16 protein-coding genes are annotated in these 16,999 nt (G+C 58.7%); 7 read left to right on the forward strand and 9 right to left on the reverse strand.

Annotated elements, in window-relative coordinates; all coding sequences use genetic code 11:
- Positions 1-218 (forward strand): SGNH hydrolase domain-containing protein (locus tag FCU66_RS41195; RefSeq protein ID WP_168992259.1); only part of this gene is annotated, 218 nt, incomplete at its 5' end.
- A gap of 203 nt (positions 219-421) precedes the next feature.
- Here FCU66_RS41195 and FCU66_RS19590 read toward each other — a convergent pair.
- Genes FCU66_RS19590 through FCU66_RS19620 form a run of 7 tightly spaced genes read right to left on the reverse strand, consistent with a single transcriptional unit; the run spans position 422 to position 6,882 of the window.
- Positions 422-1,951, reverse strand: coding sequence for a glucosyltransferase domain-containing protein (locus tag FCU66_RS19590; protein WP_136617641.1), 1,530 nt, complete (start codon positions 1,949-1,951; stop codon positions 422-424).
- The gene (locus FCU66_RS19595; protein WP_168991840.1) at positions 1,927-2,307 is read right to left on the reverse strand and encodes a GtrA family protein; all 381 of its coding nucleotides are present in this window, start codon (positions 2,305-2,307) and stop codon (positions 1,927-1,929) included. Before FCU66_RS19595 ends, FCU66_RS19590 begins: the two co-directional genes overlap by 25 nt.
- Positions 2,297-3,247: a WxcM-like domain-containing protein gene (locus FCU66_RS19600; RefSeq protein WP_136617639.1), complete on the reverse strand. Its 951-nt coding sequence runs from the start codon at positions 3,245-3,247 to the stop codon at positions 2,297-2,299. The genes FCU66_RS19595 and FCU66_RS19600 overlap by 11 nt, the downstream gene beginning before the upstream one ends.
- Positions 3,244-4,182: a glycosyltransferase family 2 protein gene (locus FCU66_RS19605; RefSeq protein WP_206077114.1), complete on the reverse strand. Its 939-nt coding sequence runs from the start codon at positions 4,180-4,182 to the stop codon at positions 3,244-3,246. Before FCU66_RS19605 ends, FCU66_RS19600 begins: the two co-directional genes overlap by 4 nt.
- Positions 4,179-5,309: a DegT/DnrJ/EryC1/StrS family aminotransferase gene (locus tag FCU66_RS19610; protein WP_136617637.1), complete on the reverse strand. Its 1,131-nt coding sequence runs from the start codon at positions 5,307-5,309 to the stop codon at positions 4,179-4,181. The genes FCU66_RS19605 and FCU66_RS19610 overlap by 4 nt, the downstream gene beginning before the upstream one ends.
- Positions 5,310-5,321: 12 nt before the next feature.
- The gene (locus FCU66_RS19615; RefSeq protein WP_136617636.1) at positions 5,322-6,083 is read right to left on the reverse strand and encodes an ABC transporter ATP-binding protein; all 762 of its coding nucleotides are present in this window, start codon (positions 6,081-6,083) and stop codon (positions 5,322-5,324) included.
- 7 nt (positions 6,084-6,090) lie between these two features.
- The gene (locus FCU66_RS19620; protein WP_136617635.1) at positions 6,091-6,882 is read right to left on the reverse strand and encodes an ABC transporter permease; all 792 of its coding nucleotides are present in this window, start codon (positions 6,880-6,882) and stop codon (positions 6,091-6,093) included.
- Between the two features lie 540 nt (positions 6,883-7,422).
- On the opposite strand from FCU66_RS19620, the gene FCU66_RS19625 reads away from it, so the two are divergent.
- The 5 genes from FCU66_RS19625 to FCU66_RS19645 all read left to right on the forward strand — a co-directional run bounded on the left by FCU66_RS19625 (position 7,423) and on the right by FCU66_RS19645 (position 13,236).
- The gene (locus tag FCU66_RS19625; protein WP_136617634.1) at positions 7,423-8,742 is read left to right on the forward strand and encodes a sulfotransferase family protein; all 1,320 of its coding nucleotides are present in this window, start codon (positions 7,423-7,425) and stop codon (positions 8,740-8,742) included.
- A gap of 7 nt (positions 8,743-8,749) precedes the next feature.
- Positions 8,750-9,151, forward strand: a complete 402-nt coding sequence (locus FCU66_RS19630; RefSeq protein WP_136617633.1) for a restriction endonuclease subunit S domain-containing protein — start codon at positions 8,750-8,752, stop codon at positions 9,149-9,151.
- Positions 9,152-9,557: 406 nt separating this feature from the next.
- A complete protein-coding gene (locus tag FCU66_RS19635; protein ID WP_168991839.1) occupies positions 9,558-11,546 on the forward strand; it encodes a nucleoside-diphosphate sugar epimerase/dehydratase in 1,989 nt (662 codons plus the stop codon).
- A 96-nt stretch (positions 11,547-11,642) separates the two neighbouring features.
- Entirely contained in the window at positions 11,643-12,575 is a 933-nt protein-coding gene (locus FCU66_RS19640; protein ID WP_136617632.1) for a glycosyltransferase family 2 protein, read from the forward strand.
- Between the two features lie 121 nt (positions 12,576-12,696).
- On the forward strand, positions 12,697-13,236 hold the full coding sequence (locus tag FCU66_RS19645; RefSeq protein ID WP_136617631.1) for a sugar transferase: 540 nt from the start codon (positions 12,697-12,699) through the stop codon (positions 13,234-13,236).
- Between the two features lie 117 nt (positions 13,237-13,353).
- On the opposite strand, the gene FCU66_RS19650 is transcribed toward FCU66_RS19645, so the two are convergent.
- Both FCU66_RS19650 and FCU66_RS19655 read right to left on the reverse strand, forming a co-directional pair.
- Positions 13,354-14,289: an NAD-dependent epimerase/dehydratase family protein gene (locus FCU66_RS19650; protein WP_136617630.1), complete on the reverse strand. Its 936-nt coding sequence runs from the start codon at positions 14,287-14,289 to the stop codon at positions 13,354-13,356.
- On the reverse strand, positions 14,286-15,611 hold the full coding sequence (locus FCU66_RS19655) for an O-antigen ligase family protein (protein ID WP_136617629.1): 1,326 nt from the start codon (positions 15,609-15,611) through the stop codon (positions 14,286-14,288). The genes FCU66_RS19650 and FCU66_RS19655 overlap by 4 nt, the downstream gene beginning before the upstream one ends.
- 481 nt (positions 15,612-16,092) lie before the next feature.
- Between FCU66_RS19655 and cysD the strand changes: the two genes are divergently transcribed.
- Positions 16,093-16,998 carry a sulfate adenylyltransferase subunit CysD gene (gene cysD, locus FCU66_RS19660; protein ID WP_136617628.1) on the forward strand — a complete coding sequence of 302 codons (906 nt, stop codon included), beginning with the start codon at positions 16,093-16,095 and terminating at the stop codon, positions 16,996-16,998.
- The last annotated feature ends 1 nt before the right edge of the window (position 16,999 follow it).

Genomic DNA, 16,999 nt, shown 5'->3' on the forward strand with positions numbered 1-16,999 from the left:
AGATTCATCCCGCTCTAGACGATCAGATGAGGCCCCTGTTGCAGAACTTTGCTGCGAAAGCGGAAACCGTCGATCTCGAAAGGGCGATGTGCTTCGACCAATGCCGTTTGTTCGACGCCCACGGCAAGCTGATCTTTCTGGACGCCGCCCATTTGACCAAGGCCGGGGCAAGCTTCTTGGCGATCAATATGAGGAAAGCCTATCCCGCACTGTTTTAGGCCGTTTTCCACCGCTCCAGAATGACTCTACTCCTCGGCGGCCTGGAGTACTGCGGCGATCGACAGATACTCCGCCAGAATACCGCTGCGACCTTCATCACCCATCCGTGGCCCGCAACGGGCGTGTCAAGAAACCCCGCGGCGAGGAGAAGCTTTGTCGCGCCTCGCTGCAGGACTTCCGTGAGGGATTAGTTGCGGTGCCTTCAATGATTGGCCATCCTTGCAAGGGCTAGCTGATTTGCGTAGCTGGGCGTCTCTCCGAGCCTTATCAGCGCAATGTCGTCCTTGATTTCAACACTGCCGGGAGCCGGCCAAACCGGCATCGCCGAAAGACGGACAATTGTTTGGTCGACTTGATCCGGGGTCGGGCCGCTCAAATTGGAATAGCCGAGCAATTTCATGTAGTAGGCGATTCGCCATGCGTTGCCCCCGTCCCATTCGAAGAAGGAGTAACCGACTGTCGAACCGGGAGGCTTCGGGTAGTTGGTCGCAAATGGCTGTGCGCCAAACACGCTTAGAGCATAGCTGCGCTTTGCGTCAAAACCGGGCGCGGCCGACAGCCTGTCGAAAATAGCTCCCGCCAGCAGGGTGTCGTGCTTGTCAACAAGATAACTGGACGCCTGACGATAGTTTTGAATGACCTGGATCTGGAAAAGTGCCACCGCCAGCAAGATGGCCGAGGCTCCGCGGATTCTAGGGTTTCTGCTCGTCACTGCGACATAGGCAAACAGCCATACCGCAATCGGCGCCCCGACGAGGCTTCTGACAGGCATGCTGCCTGCAGCAAGGAAATGAAAGGCGAAGGGAACAAGCAACGAAACGAAGGCAACTGCCGTCAACAGTAATTTTGTGCGGGGCAATTCCTTCAGGAGTGCCCAGCCGCCCAAGAGCAGCAAGAGCGGGATTGCCCACAATGCAACGCCATATGTATGTTGGTTCAGGCCATAGATTCCACTTATCGCCTCAAGCACGCGCCCGATAACAGTAACCGGATGTTGAAACAGAAAGTCCGGCTGGGAAAGCGAGTCGAAATATTCGTTCCTGCCGGGGACGAAGGATCTGAAAATGACGTTGCCAATGGCATACAACAATAGGGCACCGGCGAGCAGAATACCGATCCGAACCAGGTCTTTCGGCAACGATTTGCTGCTGCCGGCCCGTGCTTGCAGAATCGAGATCGCAATGCCCAAGACCAGAATTGCCGGCGCGAAACTCTGATAGATCGAGATTGCGAAGGCTCCGACTGCTACAGCGCCGAGAAAACGTGGGCTAAGGGGCGAAACGTCCTCGTTGGCTATCAGCCAAAGCGCAAGGGCGGTCGCAAGCAGGCCGATCCCGATCGCGGCGATGTTCGAATAGAATTCGACGATAAAGAACCAGGTCGGGAAGCTGCAGAAAATCGCAAAACACGCATACTCGGCGATGGAGAACTCTTGTTTGTTGATGACATCCATGACGAGGAGGTAGGCGGCTACGCAACCGGCACCAAAGACGGCCGGAGCCAAGAAAGGCATGACAGGATGAGGAATAAGGAATCTCTCGATCAGATACGTGCCCCAGCGTCCTTGAATGACCCAGATCGTCGCGTCCGTTCTGAAGGCTGTCACCTCTTCATCGATTGACAGCGGAAAGGATGCCAGCTCGGAAAAATACATCGCGACGAAAATCGCAAAGAGATTGATGGCGGGTCGTATTGTGCTTTGGCGCGTCAGCATGATCTGCGGAGTATCCATCGAGAAATCACGAAGTTGAGGACGGTCGTGATGGCAAGGGTGACGAAGAAGGCCGCTGCAGTGTTTTGCAGCACGCTTTCGAGGGTTTTAAGGGTTGCCAGTCCGAGCACGAACACGATGGCAATCGAGACGCCGATCGCCAGTCGATCGGCGATGCCTGTGCGACCTCCGGGAAAGACTCGATCGGGATAGAACACCATCACGAACACGAGGCCAGCCAGCCAGGCGAGTGCGTAAGACAAGCCCGAAGGCAGCACGAAGAGACCGGCAAAATAGACAAGGCTGGTCAGGGCGGTATTCAGGCCGCCGGCGACAAGGAACCGGACAGCGTCCCCACCAATGCGATCAGCGGCCATCCTGCCTGACCATATCCAGGAAATCCGCATAGTCCCTGATGTAATCGCCGGCATCATAGTTGTGCGAAGCCATGACCAGCAATGCGGTATCGGGCTGGAATTTATATTGAATTCCCCAAATGCCGGGCGGCATGTAGAGGCCGATCGACGGCTCGGTCAACGAAACCTCTTTCCTGTCATGGCCGTCATCGACGACGACTGAAAGGCGACCATGAGCTGCGATAAGGAATTGATGGCACTCGCGATGCGCATGCTCACCCCTGACCTTGTCGGAGGGAACGCCGTAAACCAGGAAGGACCGGGCCGGCTTGAAAGGCAGGTTTGAACCGAATTCCAGCGGTGCGAGTTCGCCCCGCAGGTCGCCAAAATGCGGCAGCCGCCAGAGTTCGCTGCCGCCGACCCCAAGCGACATTTTCTCGCCTACCGTGCCTGGGAAGGTCTGGGTAACCGCGGGCACGATCTGCGGACCTGTCTGGTAGCCGATAATGACGGCGGGATTTCCGACCACAACGGCGTTGGCAGGGACATTCTTGGTCACCACGGCGCCGGCGCCGACCATCGCCTGGCGGCCGACGACAATGCCCGGCAGGATTGTCGCGTTGGCGCCGATGGACGCGCCGTCTTCGATCGTCGTCAGCAGAAACGTCTCGGGATATTCCTTGGAGCGCGGGAAGCGATCGTTGGTGAAGGTCGCGTTTGGACCCACAAACACACGATTGCCCAGGCGCACCCCGTCCCACAGCTGGACGCCGCTCTTGATGGTCACGTCATCGCCGACGATCACGTCGTTCTCGATGAAGACGTGATCACAGATGTTGCAGTTCGAGCCGATCACAGCGCCAGGAAGGACGTGTGCGAAGGCCCAGATGCGTGTTCCGATACCGACATCGGTGCTTTCGCAAATACCACGCTCATGGACGAAAAAGGGCTTGTCGGTCATTTGGCGGTTCCGTCAATGACGCGGCTGATGATTCTGAGTGGGCGCGACTTAGTATTTTCAACAGCCCGCCAGAGATAGCAACCAAGAATCCCCTGAACCAGAAGACTGGCCGAACCGAAGCCCGTTATCAGCAGCACCAGTGTCGTATAGCCAGCGGGGTCGATATTGCCAAGCAGCCGCGCAATCACGGTAACGACTGCAAATAGGAGGCTTAGCACACAGCCTGCAAAACCCACCCAGAGTGTGAGCATGATCGGAAAGTCGGAGAACGAGAAAATGCTGTCCATCATGTATCGGAATCGCCGCGCCATGCCCCAGGCGCTTGTTCCGTGCTCTCGTTCGCGCCGCCGATATGGCACGAATTCTCGCCTGAAGCCGACCCAGAATAGTTGCACGACAAGCGAGCTGTTCGGTTCCTCGATAGACAGGATCGCCTCCAGAGCCTGGCGATTGCAGGCGAAGATATCGACCCCGCCACTTGGCATGCTGGGCAGGACGAGCCTGCGGTAGGCCGCCCAGAAAGTCCTTGACAGAAATTTGGTCAAAGGTGGATCGCTACGCCCGGTTCGCTGCCCAAACACCACGTCAGCCTCATCCTTTTCCAGCTTCGAAAAGAACTCGACGATCAGTTCTGGTGGCTCCTGCAGGTCGGCGGCCATGGCCGCGACCTGATCACCCGACGCATGTTCGAGCCCGGTTCGAATTGCGGTGAACGAGCCAAAGTTCCGGCTATGGAAAATGATCTTGTAATCGTAGCCCGAGCTTTTCAATTCCTTGACCAGCAGAGGACCGGATTCATCGGGCGATCCATCGACAACGAAGACGAACTCGATGTCGCCTTGATATCTGGAATGGAAATCGGCGACCGCCTGCAGAAGAGAAGGGATGTTAGCTTGATTTCGATAGATCGGGAAAACGATCGAGCGGGTTGTCACATTGCCTCCCATTCGCGGAGGGCGAGGCACACCTGCTCTATTTCGTCGCTCGTCATGTCCGGATAGCAGGGGACGGAACAAAGACGGCTGACGCTGGCCCTTGAAACGGCGAGATTTTCGCTTCCCTTCATCGGCAGATCCGCCCAGCCGACTTGGTCGCAATCCAGCACAGGATAGTGAATGTCGGTGTCGACGCCGCGCTCTTTCATGAACGCTCTGAACGCATCCCGGTCGTCGCAAAGCGCGACCGCGAGATGCGCGACAGCGCCAGCTCCTCCCTCCAGGAATTGCAATCGACGTCCGGTGACCAACTTATACTGGCTTAGGATAGCACGTCGCTGTCCGTTGCGGCTATCCACATCGCCCAGCAGAACGTCCAGTATCGCGGCTTGAACTTCATCCATGCGAGAGTTGCGGCCGTTGGGCACGCCGACATGATATTTTGAACTCCAGCCATATTGCTGCAGCTGCCGCACATGCGTGGCGGCGGCCACGTCGGAGGTAAGAACGGCGCCGCCGTCCCCCATGGCCCCCAAATTCTTGGTTGGATAGAAGCTGAAAGTGGAGATATCGCCCAGCGAACCCGCAACATCGCTCCCGATCCTTGCCCCATGCGCCTGCGCGCAATCCTCCACAATTGGAATGTGCGAGAGGCCAGCCTCGGCAAGTCCGGCCCTGATGGCGCGGACATCGACGACGCCGCCATAGAGGTGGGTGACGACGATCGCAGCAGTGTCTGCGCTGGCTGCTTTCATCACCGATTGAAGATCTACGAGCTGACTGGCCGGTTGGATATCGACATAGTGCGGAACGAGATCATTGTGCCAGCAGGCGCAGCTGGCATAGCCGCCCGCATTGGCGGCGACGATGACCTCGCGCCCGCGCATACCGTTGCGCTTGGTCACTGCGGCCAATGCAAGTTCGAGCGCATCCGTCCCGTTGGCTACGAGGAGGCATTCCGAAACACCTATGAACCTGGAAAAATTTGCCGCAAATCTTTTGCCGACCGCGCCGTTGAGCCACCATCCCGAACGCAACGTGTTCGCTACCTCACGCTCTATTTCTCCTTGATAGCGCTGATACAGGCGCCTCAGATCGTTCATCGGAACGGAGTCTTGTTTCGTCATGCGTCAGTCTCGCTACCCGATACCCGAAAAAGGATTAGAGCTGGCTGGCTTTCCAGCGCGCGTTCTTGGCTCTGTCGTGAACGATTCGATACGCCCGCTCCTGAGCGTCATTTTTTTCGTGCATACGCTTTGGATAAGGGCCTCGCTGTGGCTGGCGAGAACGATGATACCTGCCTTTTCCGCCAGTTCGTCCATGCGCCTCTTGGCCTTGTCCTGGAAAGAGGCGTCTCCGGCGCCGATCCACTCATCCATCAACAGGATTTCGGGATCGAGCGCTGTTGCCGCCGAAAAGGCCAGTCGCGCGGCCATGCCCTGGCTGTAGGCCTTGAACGGCAAATCGATGAAATCCCCAAGCTCGCTGAAGGCTATGATATCCTCCATTTTCTCTTCGATCTCGGCTTCCGTCCATCCGCTGATCAATCCACGCAGCACGATGTTCCTGCGTCCGGTGGCCTCACGACGGAAGCCTATGTTGATGTTGAACAGGGCGTCGACTTTGCCTTCGATCGCGACGGTTCCCGCCGACGGCTCGTAGATCCCGTAGAGCACCTTGAGAAGGGTGGTCTTGCCGGCGCCGTTCGGGCCGACCAGGCCCAGGCGGTCGCCGGCCTTCAATTCGAAGCTGACGCCGTCGAGCGCCTGCACAAACTGCTTTCTGCCCGAGCCTTCGATTCTGCCGCCTGGCCCAGCCACACGCCGGTCCGGCGCGGAAAGCGTCAGCTTTTCGTGCAGCTTGTAAACAAGGCTAACATTGTCCAGCTTGATGGAAACCATTGAAAACTCAGATGATGAAGATGACTTGCTTGCGATACCGACCGAGCAGCAGCAACGCCATCGCCCATGTGGCCAAAGATATGATGATGGTCACAGTGAAAGCATGAACTGGTAGTTCTCCATCCATGATGGGCAAGCGGACGATTTCCAGAAAATAAGTGAACGGATTCCAGTGATAGGCGTATTCTTGGACGCCGCCTTGCCCGTTGTACACCCAGAAAACGGGCGTGAAGAACATGCCGACTCGCAGCAAGTTGCCGACAATGAACTGGCTGTCGGGAAAGAAAGCCCCGAGAAACGCAAATACGGTAATCATTGCCGGCGTAACCAGCAGTATAAGAAGCAACCCCGCGCCTGACCACAGCCACGAGGATGTCACCGCAGGTCCACTCAGCAGCAGAATGACAACGCAACCTGCGATCGCATAGCCCGCCCTGATGGCGGATTGCAATGCCAGTCGCATCACATACACAAACAAAGGCAGCGTCGTACCTTCGATGAAGCTCTCTTCGCGCTGAAAGAGCGACACGCTCATGGACATGACTTCCATCAGGTAGAACCATACCAGAAGGCCGATCGCGACATAGGCGGCATATCCGGCGGCATCCTTGCCGGCAGGTTGGAACACGAAAACGAACGTGCCCACGAAGGCGACGTAGTTGACCAGCAGCCAAAGCGGGCCGAGCGTCGTGCGTCTATGCTGGTCGCCGATGTCCTCGTGCGCAAGCGCAATCCAGACCCGATGCAGCTTCATGGCTTTGCTGATATCGTCGACAGCGCCGTTTAGTGCCGCAATCATTGTTGATTGTATCGCATCTGCTGTTTCTGGGGCTTCATGGGTTCTGGCTGCTATGATGAACCGCCAGATACCTCTTCATAGTCATTGGGGCGGTCATATGACACGACGCTGCGTCGTAGTGAAGTCTCCAGCGATTCGCAAAGCAGGAGGCTGGGCGCGATCGAGTGGAGATCTAGGCGTTACACTGAAAAAGTTGTCCTTGTGGGGAATTCATCGTGCCATTCTGGAACGATCGCTCATAACAAGCGCGCAGCCGCTTAACCACAGGTGTTTCCAAAAAATCTCTGGCGATGACCTCAACTCCGGGATATTCGATACAGACAGCGGGGGCTGAGGATTGACATATCAAAAATGTGATCGGTGACGGATGATCGCTCTCGAGCCCGGTCAGTGCCTATGTCCTTGCGCCTGGAGCTCAGTACGATTTGATGACATCATATCCAGCAGCCGGTCCGGCCTTCGCCCGAAGATGCGGCGCGGAATTGTCATGATTGGGGATCGTCATGGCGGTGGCGGTAGGCTTGGACGAGCTTTGACCGCATGATCAGGCATCCATCATCAGAAAGTTTGTGCGACGCGGTGCCACCGGCAGCTGGCGAAGTGAAGCCGGCCGCGGTCCGGCGCACCTGCATCATAGTGCTCGGCATGCACCGCTCGGGCACCAGCGCCCTGGCCAGGGCGATCAGCCTGCTCGGTGCTGGACTACCGAAGAACATGCTCGGCGCCAATCCGACCAACGAAACAGGCCACTGGGAGCCCCTGCGGCTGATGGAACTTCATGACCGGATGCTCGCCGAGGCGGGCAGCCGATGGGATGACTGGCGACCTTTCGAGCCGGCAGATCTCGGTGCGTCGCGCCTGCGCTTCTACGAGGCCGAGATCGGCCGGTTGATCGACGAGGAGTATGGCAGCGCCCCACTTTTCGTTCTCAAAGATCCGCGCATCTCGCGGTTCGTGCCGCTGTACGCGGACATCCTGGAACGAATGCGCATCGATGTCCGCTATGTGCTGATCGAGCGCAACCCCTTGGCTGTGATCGCTTCGCTCGCCAAGCGGGACAGGTTCACCACGTGCTTCAGCGCGCTCCTTTGGTTGCGCCATGGACTGGAGGCGGAGCATGCGACACGGGGGCGGCCACGCGTCTTCCTGTCCTATGAGGACATGCTCGATGACTGGCGCAATGGGATCGAGGCAATCACCAATGCTCTCAGCATCAATTGGCCGCGCTCCGAAATGGAATGGCAGGCGACACTTTCCAATCATTTTTCGGAAAATCACCAGCACCATGTAGCCAGCGCATATCAGCTGGAAGCTGATCCGAACGTCAATGACTGGATCAAGCAGGCCTATCGCGCCGTGAGGGCGCTGGAAAAAGATCGGGCTGACGGCGCAGCCATGCTGCAACTTGATATGGTGCGCGGTTCTTTCGACAGCCTCGGCCCAGTTTTCGGAGATGCGTTCTTTTCCGAAATGTCGGCACGGGAAAGGGCTGCGGCCGAGCGATTCGAGCTGCAGCGGCACGCGGCGGACCAGCGAATGATGGAGTTGGAGGAGACCCGCATCGGAGCTGCCACGCGAGAAACTCAACTGACACAACAACTGAGAGATTTTCAGCTTCGGGACGTCGAGACGACAGCTCGCGAAGCTGATCTGATGGCTCAGGTCGACCATGAAGCACGACGCGCCAATGGCGCGGAAAAGCGAATTCAAGATCTGATTGAAGAGTCTGAGCGCTTGAAGGTAGAGATTCACCAAATCAGAAGCAGCTCTTGGTGGAGGGTGACGTACCCGGCCAGGTATCTAGCGTCACTGCCGGGCGCTTTCGCCCGCTGGCGGAAGAGGCAGTCGACAAAGAAGTAGCTTTGGCATGCGAACAGATGCGTCGGACCAGCCTCGGTTGGGCCTAATCGTTGGTGGCGTGCAGAAGGCTGGCACCACCAGCCTGTTCGGCTATCTCAGCGAAACTCCGCAGATGGCAACGCCATCCGTCAAGGAGACGCATTTCTTCGACGACGAGGCTCGGAACTGGTTCAGGCCGGATTATCCGAGGTTGGAGAGCCTTTTCTCCGAAGATATTGGGATCCGCATTGGATTTGAGGTGACGGAAGTCAGAATGGATTCTATCCTGGAATTTGCCGGCATCGGCGATTTCATCGACCAGCCAGCCAAGACTTGTTCAAGTGGCATGTTATGCGTTGCCTTTGCCGTGGCTGCACACTTGCCGACAGATATTCTGCTCATAGCGCGGATACGTTCAGCCGTCTTTTGACCCAATTTATCTTGGGCCCCTTCGCCCGGAGGTTGCGAAATTTGCGAGCATTGGCCTCGTCTAAGGCGTTCGGCGAACAAGCGACTTTTTAACAATCTGATAGCCCACTCGCTGGCGATGGGCAGGCGACAACAGTTCAGATAGCCTATAATTCTACCGACTTCGGCTTCGGTGCCGCCGCAGCGTAGTTTCATCCTGGGGCACACGCCCTCGAAGTGACCGAGCAACGCCCTCAGTCAGGCGTATTTCGAAAAAACATCTGGCTATGCCTCGCGCCCCGCAGTATGCGATACAGGACGGCGGGGGCCGGGGATGGCACTTTGAAAAGGTGGTCGGCCGCGAAGTATCTTCGTGCTCGCACTTTGCTTATAGTCATGCCCTTGAGCCTGGAGTCTCGTGCCGTCCAATGAATTCTTACCTCGAATCAGTATTCGGGCTCAGGCCACAGATGCGGCGCGCCTTCATCATGGTGCAGGACGTGGTCATGGTCCTGGTCGCCGTGGCGCTCAGCCTCGTGCTTTCGCGGTCGAATCTTTCGTTCGAACCGCTCTCCAATGAGGGTCTGGCGACTTGGGCGGGCATTGTTCTCATCAGCCATTTTCTATTCCGATATTGTGGCCTCTACACGACCGTCTGGCGCTTTGCCTCGACGCCGGACTTTTTCAATATCCTGAAGAGCTGCGCGATTTTGACGCTCACGCTTTACGTGGCTTCGCTGCTGGTTCGTTCCTTCCAGCCCGTGCAGGGGCTCAACGAACGTCAGTTCATAGTCTTCTTCCTCGTCTCCTTCACCATCATATCGGCGCCGCGGCTGTTCTACCGCTTCCTGCGTGACGGCGAGAGCTGGGGCATTCTGAGCCGCAAGACCGACAAGACGCAGCCCAAGCGAGCGTTGTTCATTGGCCGCCTCGGCGAGGCCGACCTGATCATTCGCTTCACGCGCACGGCGCAGCCGGCGGACTATTCCATCGCCGGCATTATGGCGACCGAGCGCGGCGCGCCGTTGGGCACGCGGATTCAAGGTGTTCCGGTGGTGGCGACCCGGCCGCGTCTGATCGATGTCCTGGAAGACTACGCGACCGGCACCAAAAGCCTGGATCTGCTGATTTTCGGCAGCGGCGCCGAGCACGAGATCGAGGAGTATTCGGAACTCGTCCGCGTCGCCCGGCACGGCGACATAAATGTGGTGCAGTTCTCCGGCCTTTCGGAGCTGGAACAGCACGGAAAGCTGGTTCTCGACACCGTCGAGATGGAAACGATCCTGCGCCGTCCGACAGTCGCGTCCGATATCGAGCGCATCAGCGCCTTTGTGGGCGGCAAACGTGTTTTGGTCACGGGGGGCGCCGGCTCGATCGGCCAAACCCTGGTCAAACGGTCGCTGGAGCTGGGAGCGGCGGCGGTGCTGGTCGCCGACAACTCCGAGTTCGGCATTTTCCAGCTGAGCCAGTATATCGACGAGAAAGACCACGACCGTCTCAAGGTCCGTATCGTCGATGTCGCGGACCGGCGCCAGATAACGCGTGTCGTCACGGAATTCCGGCCGGACATCATCTTTCATGCCGCGGCGCTCAAGCACGTTCCGCTGCTCGAGGAAAACTGGGATTCGGCCATCCAGACCAATATTTTCGGAACACTCGTCTGTGCCGAGGTCGCCGCCAAATGCGGGGTTGCGCAATTTGTCCTGATATCGAGCGACAAGGCGGTGGATCCCTCATCGGTGCTTGGCATGACGAAGCGGGCTGCCGAACAGATCGTCAGCGCCTTGCATGGGACGCCATCAGGCGAGCCGGGCGGGCGTCGCTCCGCCACCAAATTCATCGCTGTGCGGTTCGGCAATGTCTTTGGCAGCAATGGTTCGGTGGCGACCATATTCCAGGCGCAGATCAAGGCTGGGGGACCCGTCACCATCACCGACCGGCGCATGACACGCTATTTCATGACCGTGGCCGAAGCCGTCGATCTTGTCATCATGTCGGCGGCCGATGCCGCATCGAGGCACAGCGGAGACGATTATGCCGTCTATATGCTCGACATGGGCAAGCCGGTGCCGATTCTTGAAGTGGCCGAAACGATGATCCGCATGTCCGGAAAGAGCCCATACAAGGACATTGCGATCCGGTTCACCGGCATAAGGCCGGGCGAAAAACTCCACGAAACGCTGCATGGCGAAGATGAGGAACTCGTCGAACTCGGCATTTCGAAGATTTTTGGCCTCAGCACGGACGTCGTGGAATGGTCGGATGTCCAGGTCGCGCTCACGGAGCTGCAGCAATCGGCGAAGAACCAGGACAAGGCTGCCGCGCTCGCCGTGTTGGCAAGCCTTGACCGCGCCAAGAAGGCCAGGGGGAGTGCACGTCAAGACGCGATCCCGAAAACGGCCGGCCAGGCGAGCTAGAGCAATTCCAGGAAAAGTGTGAAACGGTTTTCCGTCCGGAATTGCGTCAAATCAAAGAGATAGATCCAAATAAGAATTCAGAAAGCGATCTTGCTGGTGAGCAAAGAAGATCTGCGCATCGCGGTCCTGATGGGCACGAAAGACGGCGCCGCCTTCATCGATGAGCAGCTGCAATCCCTGCTCGCGCAGTCGCACCCTCTGATCGACCTGTGGATATCCGACGATGGCTCCATCGACGGCACGACCGCCATCATCGAGACGTGGAAATCCCGCTGGCTCAAGGGTCGAATGACCCTTGTGGAGGGGCCACGGCAAGGGTTCGCCGCCAATTTCCGATCGATGATCCTCGATCGACGCATCGATGCGGACTGCTATGCCTTCTGCGACCAGGACGATATCTGGGAGCCCGACAGGTTGCAGAGCGCCATCAACTGGATACAGGCCCATGACGCAAAAACCCCGCTGATGTTTTGCTCGCGAACCGCGACCATGACGGAAACGGGAAGTCTTGTCGGCCATTCGCCGCTGTTTGCCCGGCCGCCATCCTTTCGCAACGCGCTTGTGCAAAGCATCGCCGGCGGCAACACCATCCTGCTCAACGCTGCGGCACGCGATCTGCTGGCCAGGGCCTCCGCGCGGACCGGGTTCGTCAGCCACGACTGGTGGGCCTATCTCATCGTGACCGCCGCCGGCGGCATCGTCCGCTACGATCCACGGCCGCTGGTGCGCTACCGGCAGCACGCGGCAAACCTGGTTGGCGCCAACGTGTCATGGAGAGCAAGGATTTCCCGGCTTGGCCGCCTGTTCAAGGGTGAGTTCGCCGGCTGGACGGATCTCAACCTCGATGGTCTTGCCGTCAATCGCGGCCTCCTGACCGAGGACGCGGCGGCATGCCTCGACCTGTTCACCAGCGGGCGGCAGGGCGGTCTTTTCCGCCGCTTGGCGGCCTTGCGCAAAAGCGGTGTCTATCGGCAGACTCTTTCCGGGACCCTGGGGCTCTATCTCGCTTTCATCCTGGGGCGCATCTGAGCATCGAACAGCTGCGTGGCGCGCTTGGTCAACGGATGAGCTCATGCTACGTCGACCGGATTGACGGGTTTGGCCTGCGGCGCTGCCTCGGGACTTTGGCAGGGAGCATTATCGGCCGTTCATGAAGGCAGCCAAGCACATCTTCGATCTTGCCGGTGCGGCTCTGCTGCTGGTGGCCACATCTCCTGTTTTGGTGCTGGCCGTCCTTGCCGTTCGGGCATCGTCGCCCGGTCCGGCTATTTTTTCGCAGATTCGGGTCGGCCGTGACGGTCGGCTTTTTCGCTGCCACAAGTTGCGCACGATGTATGTCGGCACGCCGTCATTGCCCTCGCATGAGGCGCCGGCGAATTCCGTGACATCGGTTGGAAAGGTCTTGCGGAAGTTCAAGCTCGATGAGCTGCCGCAGTTCTGGAACGTCCTGAAGGGTGAAATGAGCCTGGTCGGGCCGCGCCCCTGCCTGCCGACCCAAACGGAACTGATCGAGTGCCGCAGGCGGCTGGGGGTTTTGGCCGCGCTTCCGGGCATAACCGGCCTGGCCCAGATCAGGGGCATCGACATGTCGAACCCGGAGCTTTTGGCCGAAACGGATGCCGCCTATCTCCGCACAGCGTCGTTCTGGCTCGACCTTCGGATCCTGCTTGGAACGCTCCATCGAAGCTGACAGGCCATGATCCCAAAAAGTGGAAGCCGGTTTTGGGAAAGATCATGGCCAGACAAAAAGACCATGATCCCGAAAAGTGGTAGCCGGTTTTTGGGAAGATCATGGTCAGACAAGACGTCAGGATTTACTGAGCCGCGCCAGCTCGGCCAGCCGCTCCAGCGTGCCGGTTTCAGGCGCCCAGCCCTCCGATACCAGCAGGGCAGGGTCGCATATCTGTGTCGCGGTCAGGCTGTCCCAAAACGCCTGCCTGCCCAACACGCCTGCTGCCGGCCGCATCAGGCCGGCCGGCACAGTCATCAGGCGCATCGGCCGTCCGAAACCTCTGCGAAAGGCGGCGATGATGGCCTCGACGGCGACCGGTGGCACATCGGCGCCAACATAGATTGGGCGAAGTGGCCCCGAATGGCCCAGCAGGTGCGACACAGCTCGCACTGTGGCCTCGGATGACATCAGCGAGCGGCTTCCCGTCAAGGCGCCCGTCGGCAGCGGCAGTGCCGTATCGGCCAGGCGCATCAGCGTCGCGAGGTTGCCCTTCATGCCGCTCCCATACACAGGAGGCAGGCGCAACACGGCGGCGTCGGAGCGGCCATGCGATGCATAGGCGTCCAAAACCTTGATCTCGCCCTCGCGCTTCGAGCGTCCATAGGCGCATTGCGGGGCAGGGGGCGTGTTCTCGTCGATCGTTGCGCTGACGCGAGCACCGATCACGGCCCTGATCGAGGAGAGATGGATGAAGCGTCCGCTTGCCTGGGCGGCCGCTGCATGCGCCAGCCGCGCGCTCAATTCCACATTGGCCGCTCGATGGTCGGCTTCGGTGGCATTTCCCTGATCGTTGTTGAGGCCGGCACAATGGACGACATGGGTCACATCCCTGGTGAGCGCCAGGAAGGCCGCGGCCGGCGCATCGAAATTGGGCATCAGCACCGCGCCATCCGCCGACCCGAGCCTCTCCGGATGGCGGGAGGCAAGGCGAAGCTCCGCACCGGCTTCGCGAAGATGGTGCACGACAAGACGCCCGATGAAACCCGTCGCGCCCGTGACCAGGACCTTCATTGCCTTGCCCGGAACAGCCGTCGGGCGGCTGATGGAAGTGCCTGCGCTTCCACAACTGGTGGAAGTACCTGCTCTTCCATCAACGGAGCCTGACGTCCGGAGGCAAGATATGTTCCGCTCACCAGGAAGACCATCAGCACCGAGTCCAGAATGTCATGGCCGACCAGGATGCCCGTCATTCCGGCCGTCAGATAGGTGATCACCACGACGACAATCATCATGGCGCCGAAGCGCTCGATCGGATCGCTGCTGTTTCGCAAGACCCGGGCGGCATTTCCAGCCGCAACGGCAAAGATCGCGGCCAGCGTTACGGCGCCCAGAATTCCTGCTTGCACCAAGGCGGTCAGGAAGCCGTTGTGGAAATGGTTGAAGCCGGCGTCCATCGCGAACTGGTCATGAAAGCCTTGCTTGATCAAAAGCTGGGTCGCACCCACCCCATGTCCAAACAACGGCATGTCAAGGAATGCTTTGAGGCCGATCTCCCAAAGGGCAACACGTATTCCCAGCGAGCTGTCATAGTTTCCCTGCGCCCCAAGCGCATCCCAATCGGAGCGCAGAAAGTCGACGCGCCCGGATATCGCCTGGAAGCCGAAAGCGGCGATGACGATGCCGAACGCCGTCAGCAGCAGCAGCACGCGAATGGCATTCCTGCCTCCGAGCCTCTGATGGTTGATCAGCAGGACAGCGATGCCGGCAATCAGCAGCGCCAGCCAGGCAATACGCGAACCGGAATAGATGATGGCGATCGTCCCGGCCAGTGTGGCGTAGAAGAGGGGGTTTCGGGCTCGCTCAATGCCTGACAAGGCACCGGCCACGCAGACCACCACGGCAAGGCAGACGACAGTTGCGAAGACGATCGGATTGCCGGCCCCGCCCTCGGCCCTGACTCCAACCCAATATTGCTGGATGACGGCCATGAGCAGCGCGACAAAACAGGCGGCCATGCTGGAGAGCACGATAATGCGGGCAAGCGTGGTTTTCTGCGTGATGCTCCATGTCGAATAGGAGAGGGGGAAAAACAGGAAGGTCACGAGCGGGATAAGATGTGGTGCATCCCGGACGAACGAGTTGTTGACGATGGAAGCCAACAGATTGGCGGCGCAGTAGGCATAGATCGCGACCGTCAGCCAGATCATGGGCCGGTCGGCGTTGAAGCGCCTTTTCCTTAAAGCAATCAGCAGGACGGACGAAAGGCCCCCGCCGTTGAACACAAAGCTGACCACCGATCCCAGAACCGGTGGAAAAAAGAAGCAAAGGATGGAGAAGTAGATATTCACCCGCGAAGGCGTGAATTGCTGTCTCAGGGATGAAAGCCGGCTCAATTTTCGGGCTCGCTATTTTCGGGACGTTTGATGCGGGGGATCTTGTTTAGCGACGTAAAATGCGCTCGCCTCGAAATTGCCCATGCCTCATGATGCACTTGCCCAGCTTCCCGAGGCTGGTATAGCGGCTGGGCTCCCTTTTCGATAGTGTGTCGGAGCCGATTGCCCCTGAAAATCGGCAGCCGGCGCCGATCGATCAGGGAAAATCCCGGCGGGTCGCGGCCGGTCTGTTCAAGCAATATTTTTCCCGCGTTTTCTCAACTGTTGAGCTTGCGAGCAGGAATTTCCGGGTTTCTAGGTGTCTGTGGAAAATTCATTCCCGAACCGCGCGCCGCGGGGCCAGTCCAGCATTGTTCTTGACAACAGCGATCTGCTAGAACGCCGGCACGACAGAGATTGTCCAGAAGCAAGGCTTGAACCGGGCGCAAAAAGCTCGAGGCAAGGCCTTCTGTTAAAAGGCACGAGAGAACGCTCACAGTCCATGACAACAGCGCTTACGCATCTTCAGCGGCTTGAAGCCGAATCCATTCATGTGTTCCGTGAGGTTGCGGCCGCTTTCACCAAGCCGGTCATGCTCTATTCGGTCGGCAAGGATTCATCCGTGCTGATGCACCTGGCGATGAAGGCCTTTTATCCCGCCAAGCCGCCGTTCCCCTTTCTTCACGTCGACACGACATGGAAGTTCCGCGAGATGATCGCCTTTCGCGATCAGATGGCGCAGAAACTCGGCTTCGATCTCCTGGTTCATGTCAACGAAGACGGCGTGCGCGACAACATCAATCCATTCGACCACGGTTCGAACACGCACACCCATGTGATGAAGACCGTGGCGTTGCGCCAGGCGCTCGACAAATACGGTTTCGACGCGGCCTTTGGCGGCGCTCGTCGCGATGAGGAGAAATCGCGCGCCAAGGAGCGCATCTTTTCCTTCCGCAACGCCCAGCATGTGTGGGATCCTAAGAACCAACGCCCCGAGATGTGGAAGATATTCAACACCCGCATCGCATCGGGTGAATCGATCCGCGTCTTTCCGCTGTCGAACTGGACCGAACTCGATATCTGGCAGTACATCCTGCAGGAAAGTATCCCGATCGTGCCGCTCTATTTCGCTAAGGAAAGGCCTGTGGTGGAACGCGACGGCATGCTGATCCTGCGGGATGACGAGCGCATGAAACTGCGCCCCGGCGAGACAGTGGAGAACCGGCTGGTGCGGTTCCGCACGCTGGGCTGCTATCCACTGACCGGCGCCATCGAGTCGAATGCCGACACACTGGAAGCCATCGTCGGCGAAATGCTGACTGCGCGTACGTCCGAACGGCAGGGTCGCCTGATCGACCGCGATGAAGCCGGCTCGATGGAAAAGAAGAAGCGCGAGGGGTACTTTTGAC

This window comes from Mesorhizobium norvegicum (assembly GCF_004919685.1).
Lineage (GTDB): Bacteria > Pseudomonadota > Alphaproteobacteria > Rhizobiales > Rhizobiaceae > Mesorhizobium > Mesorhizobium norvegicum.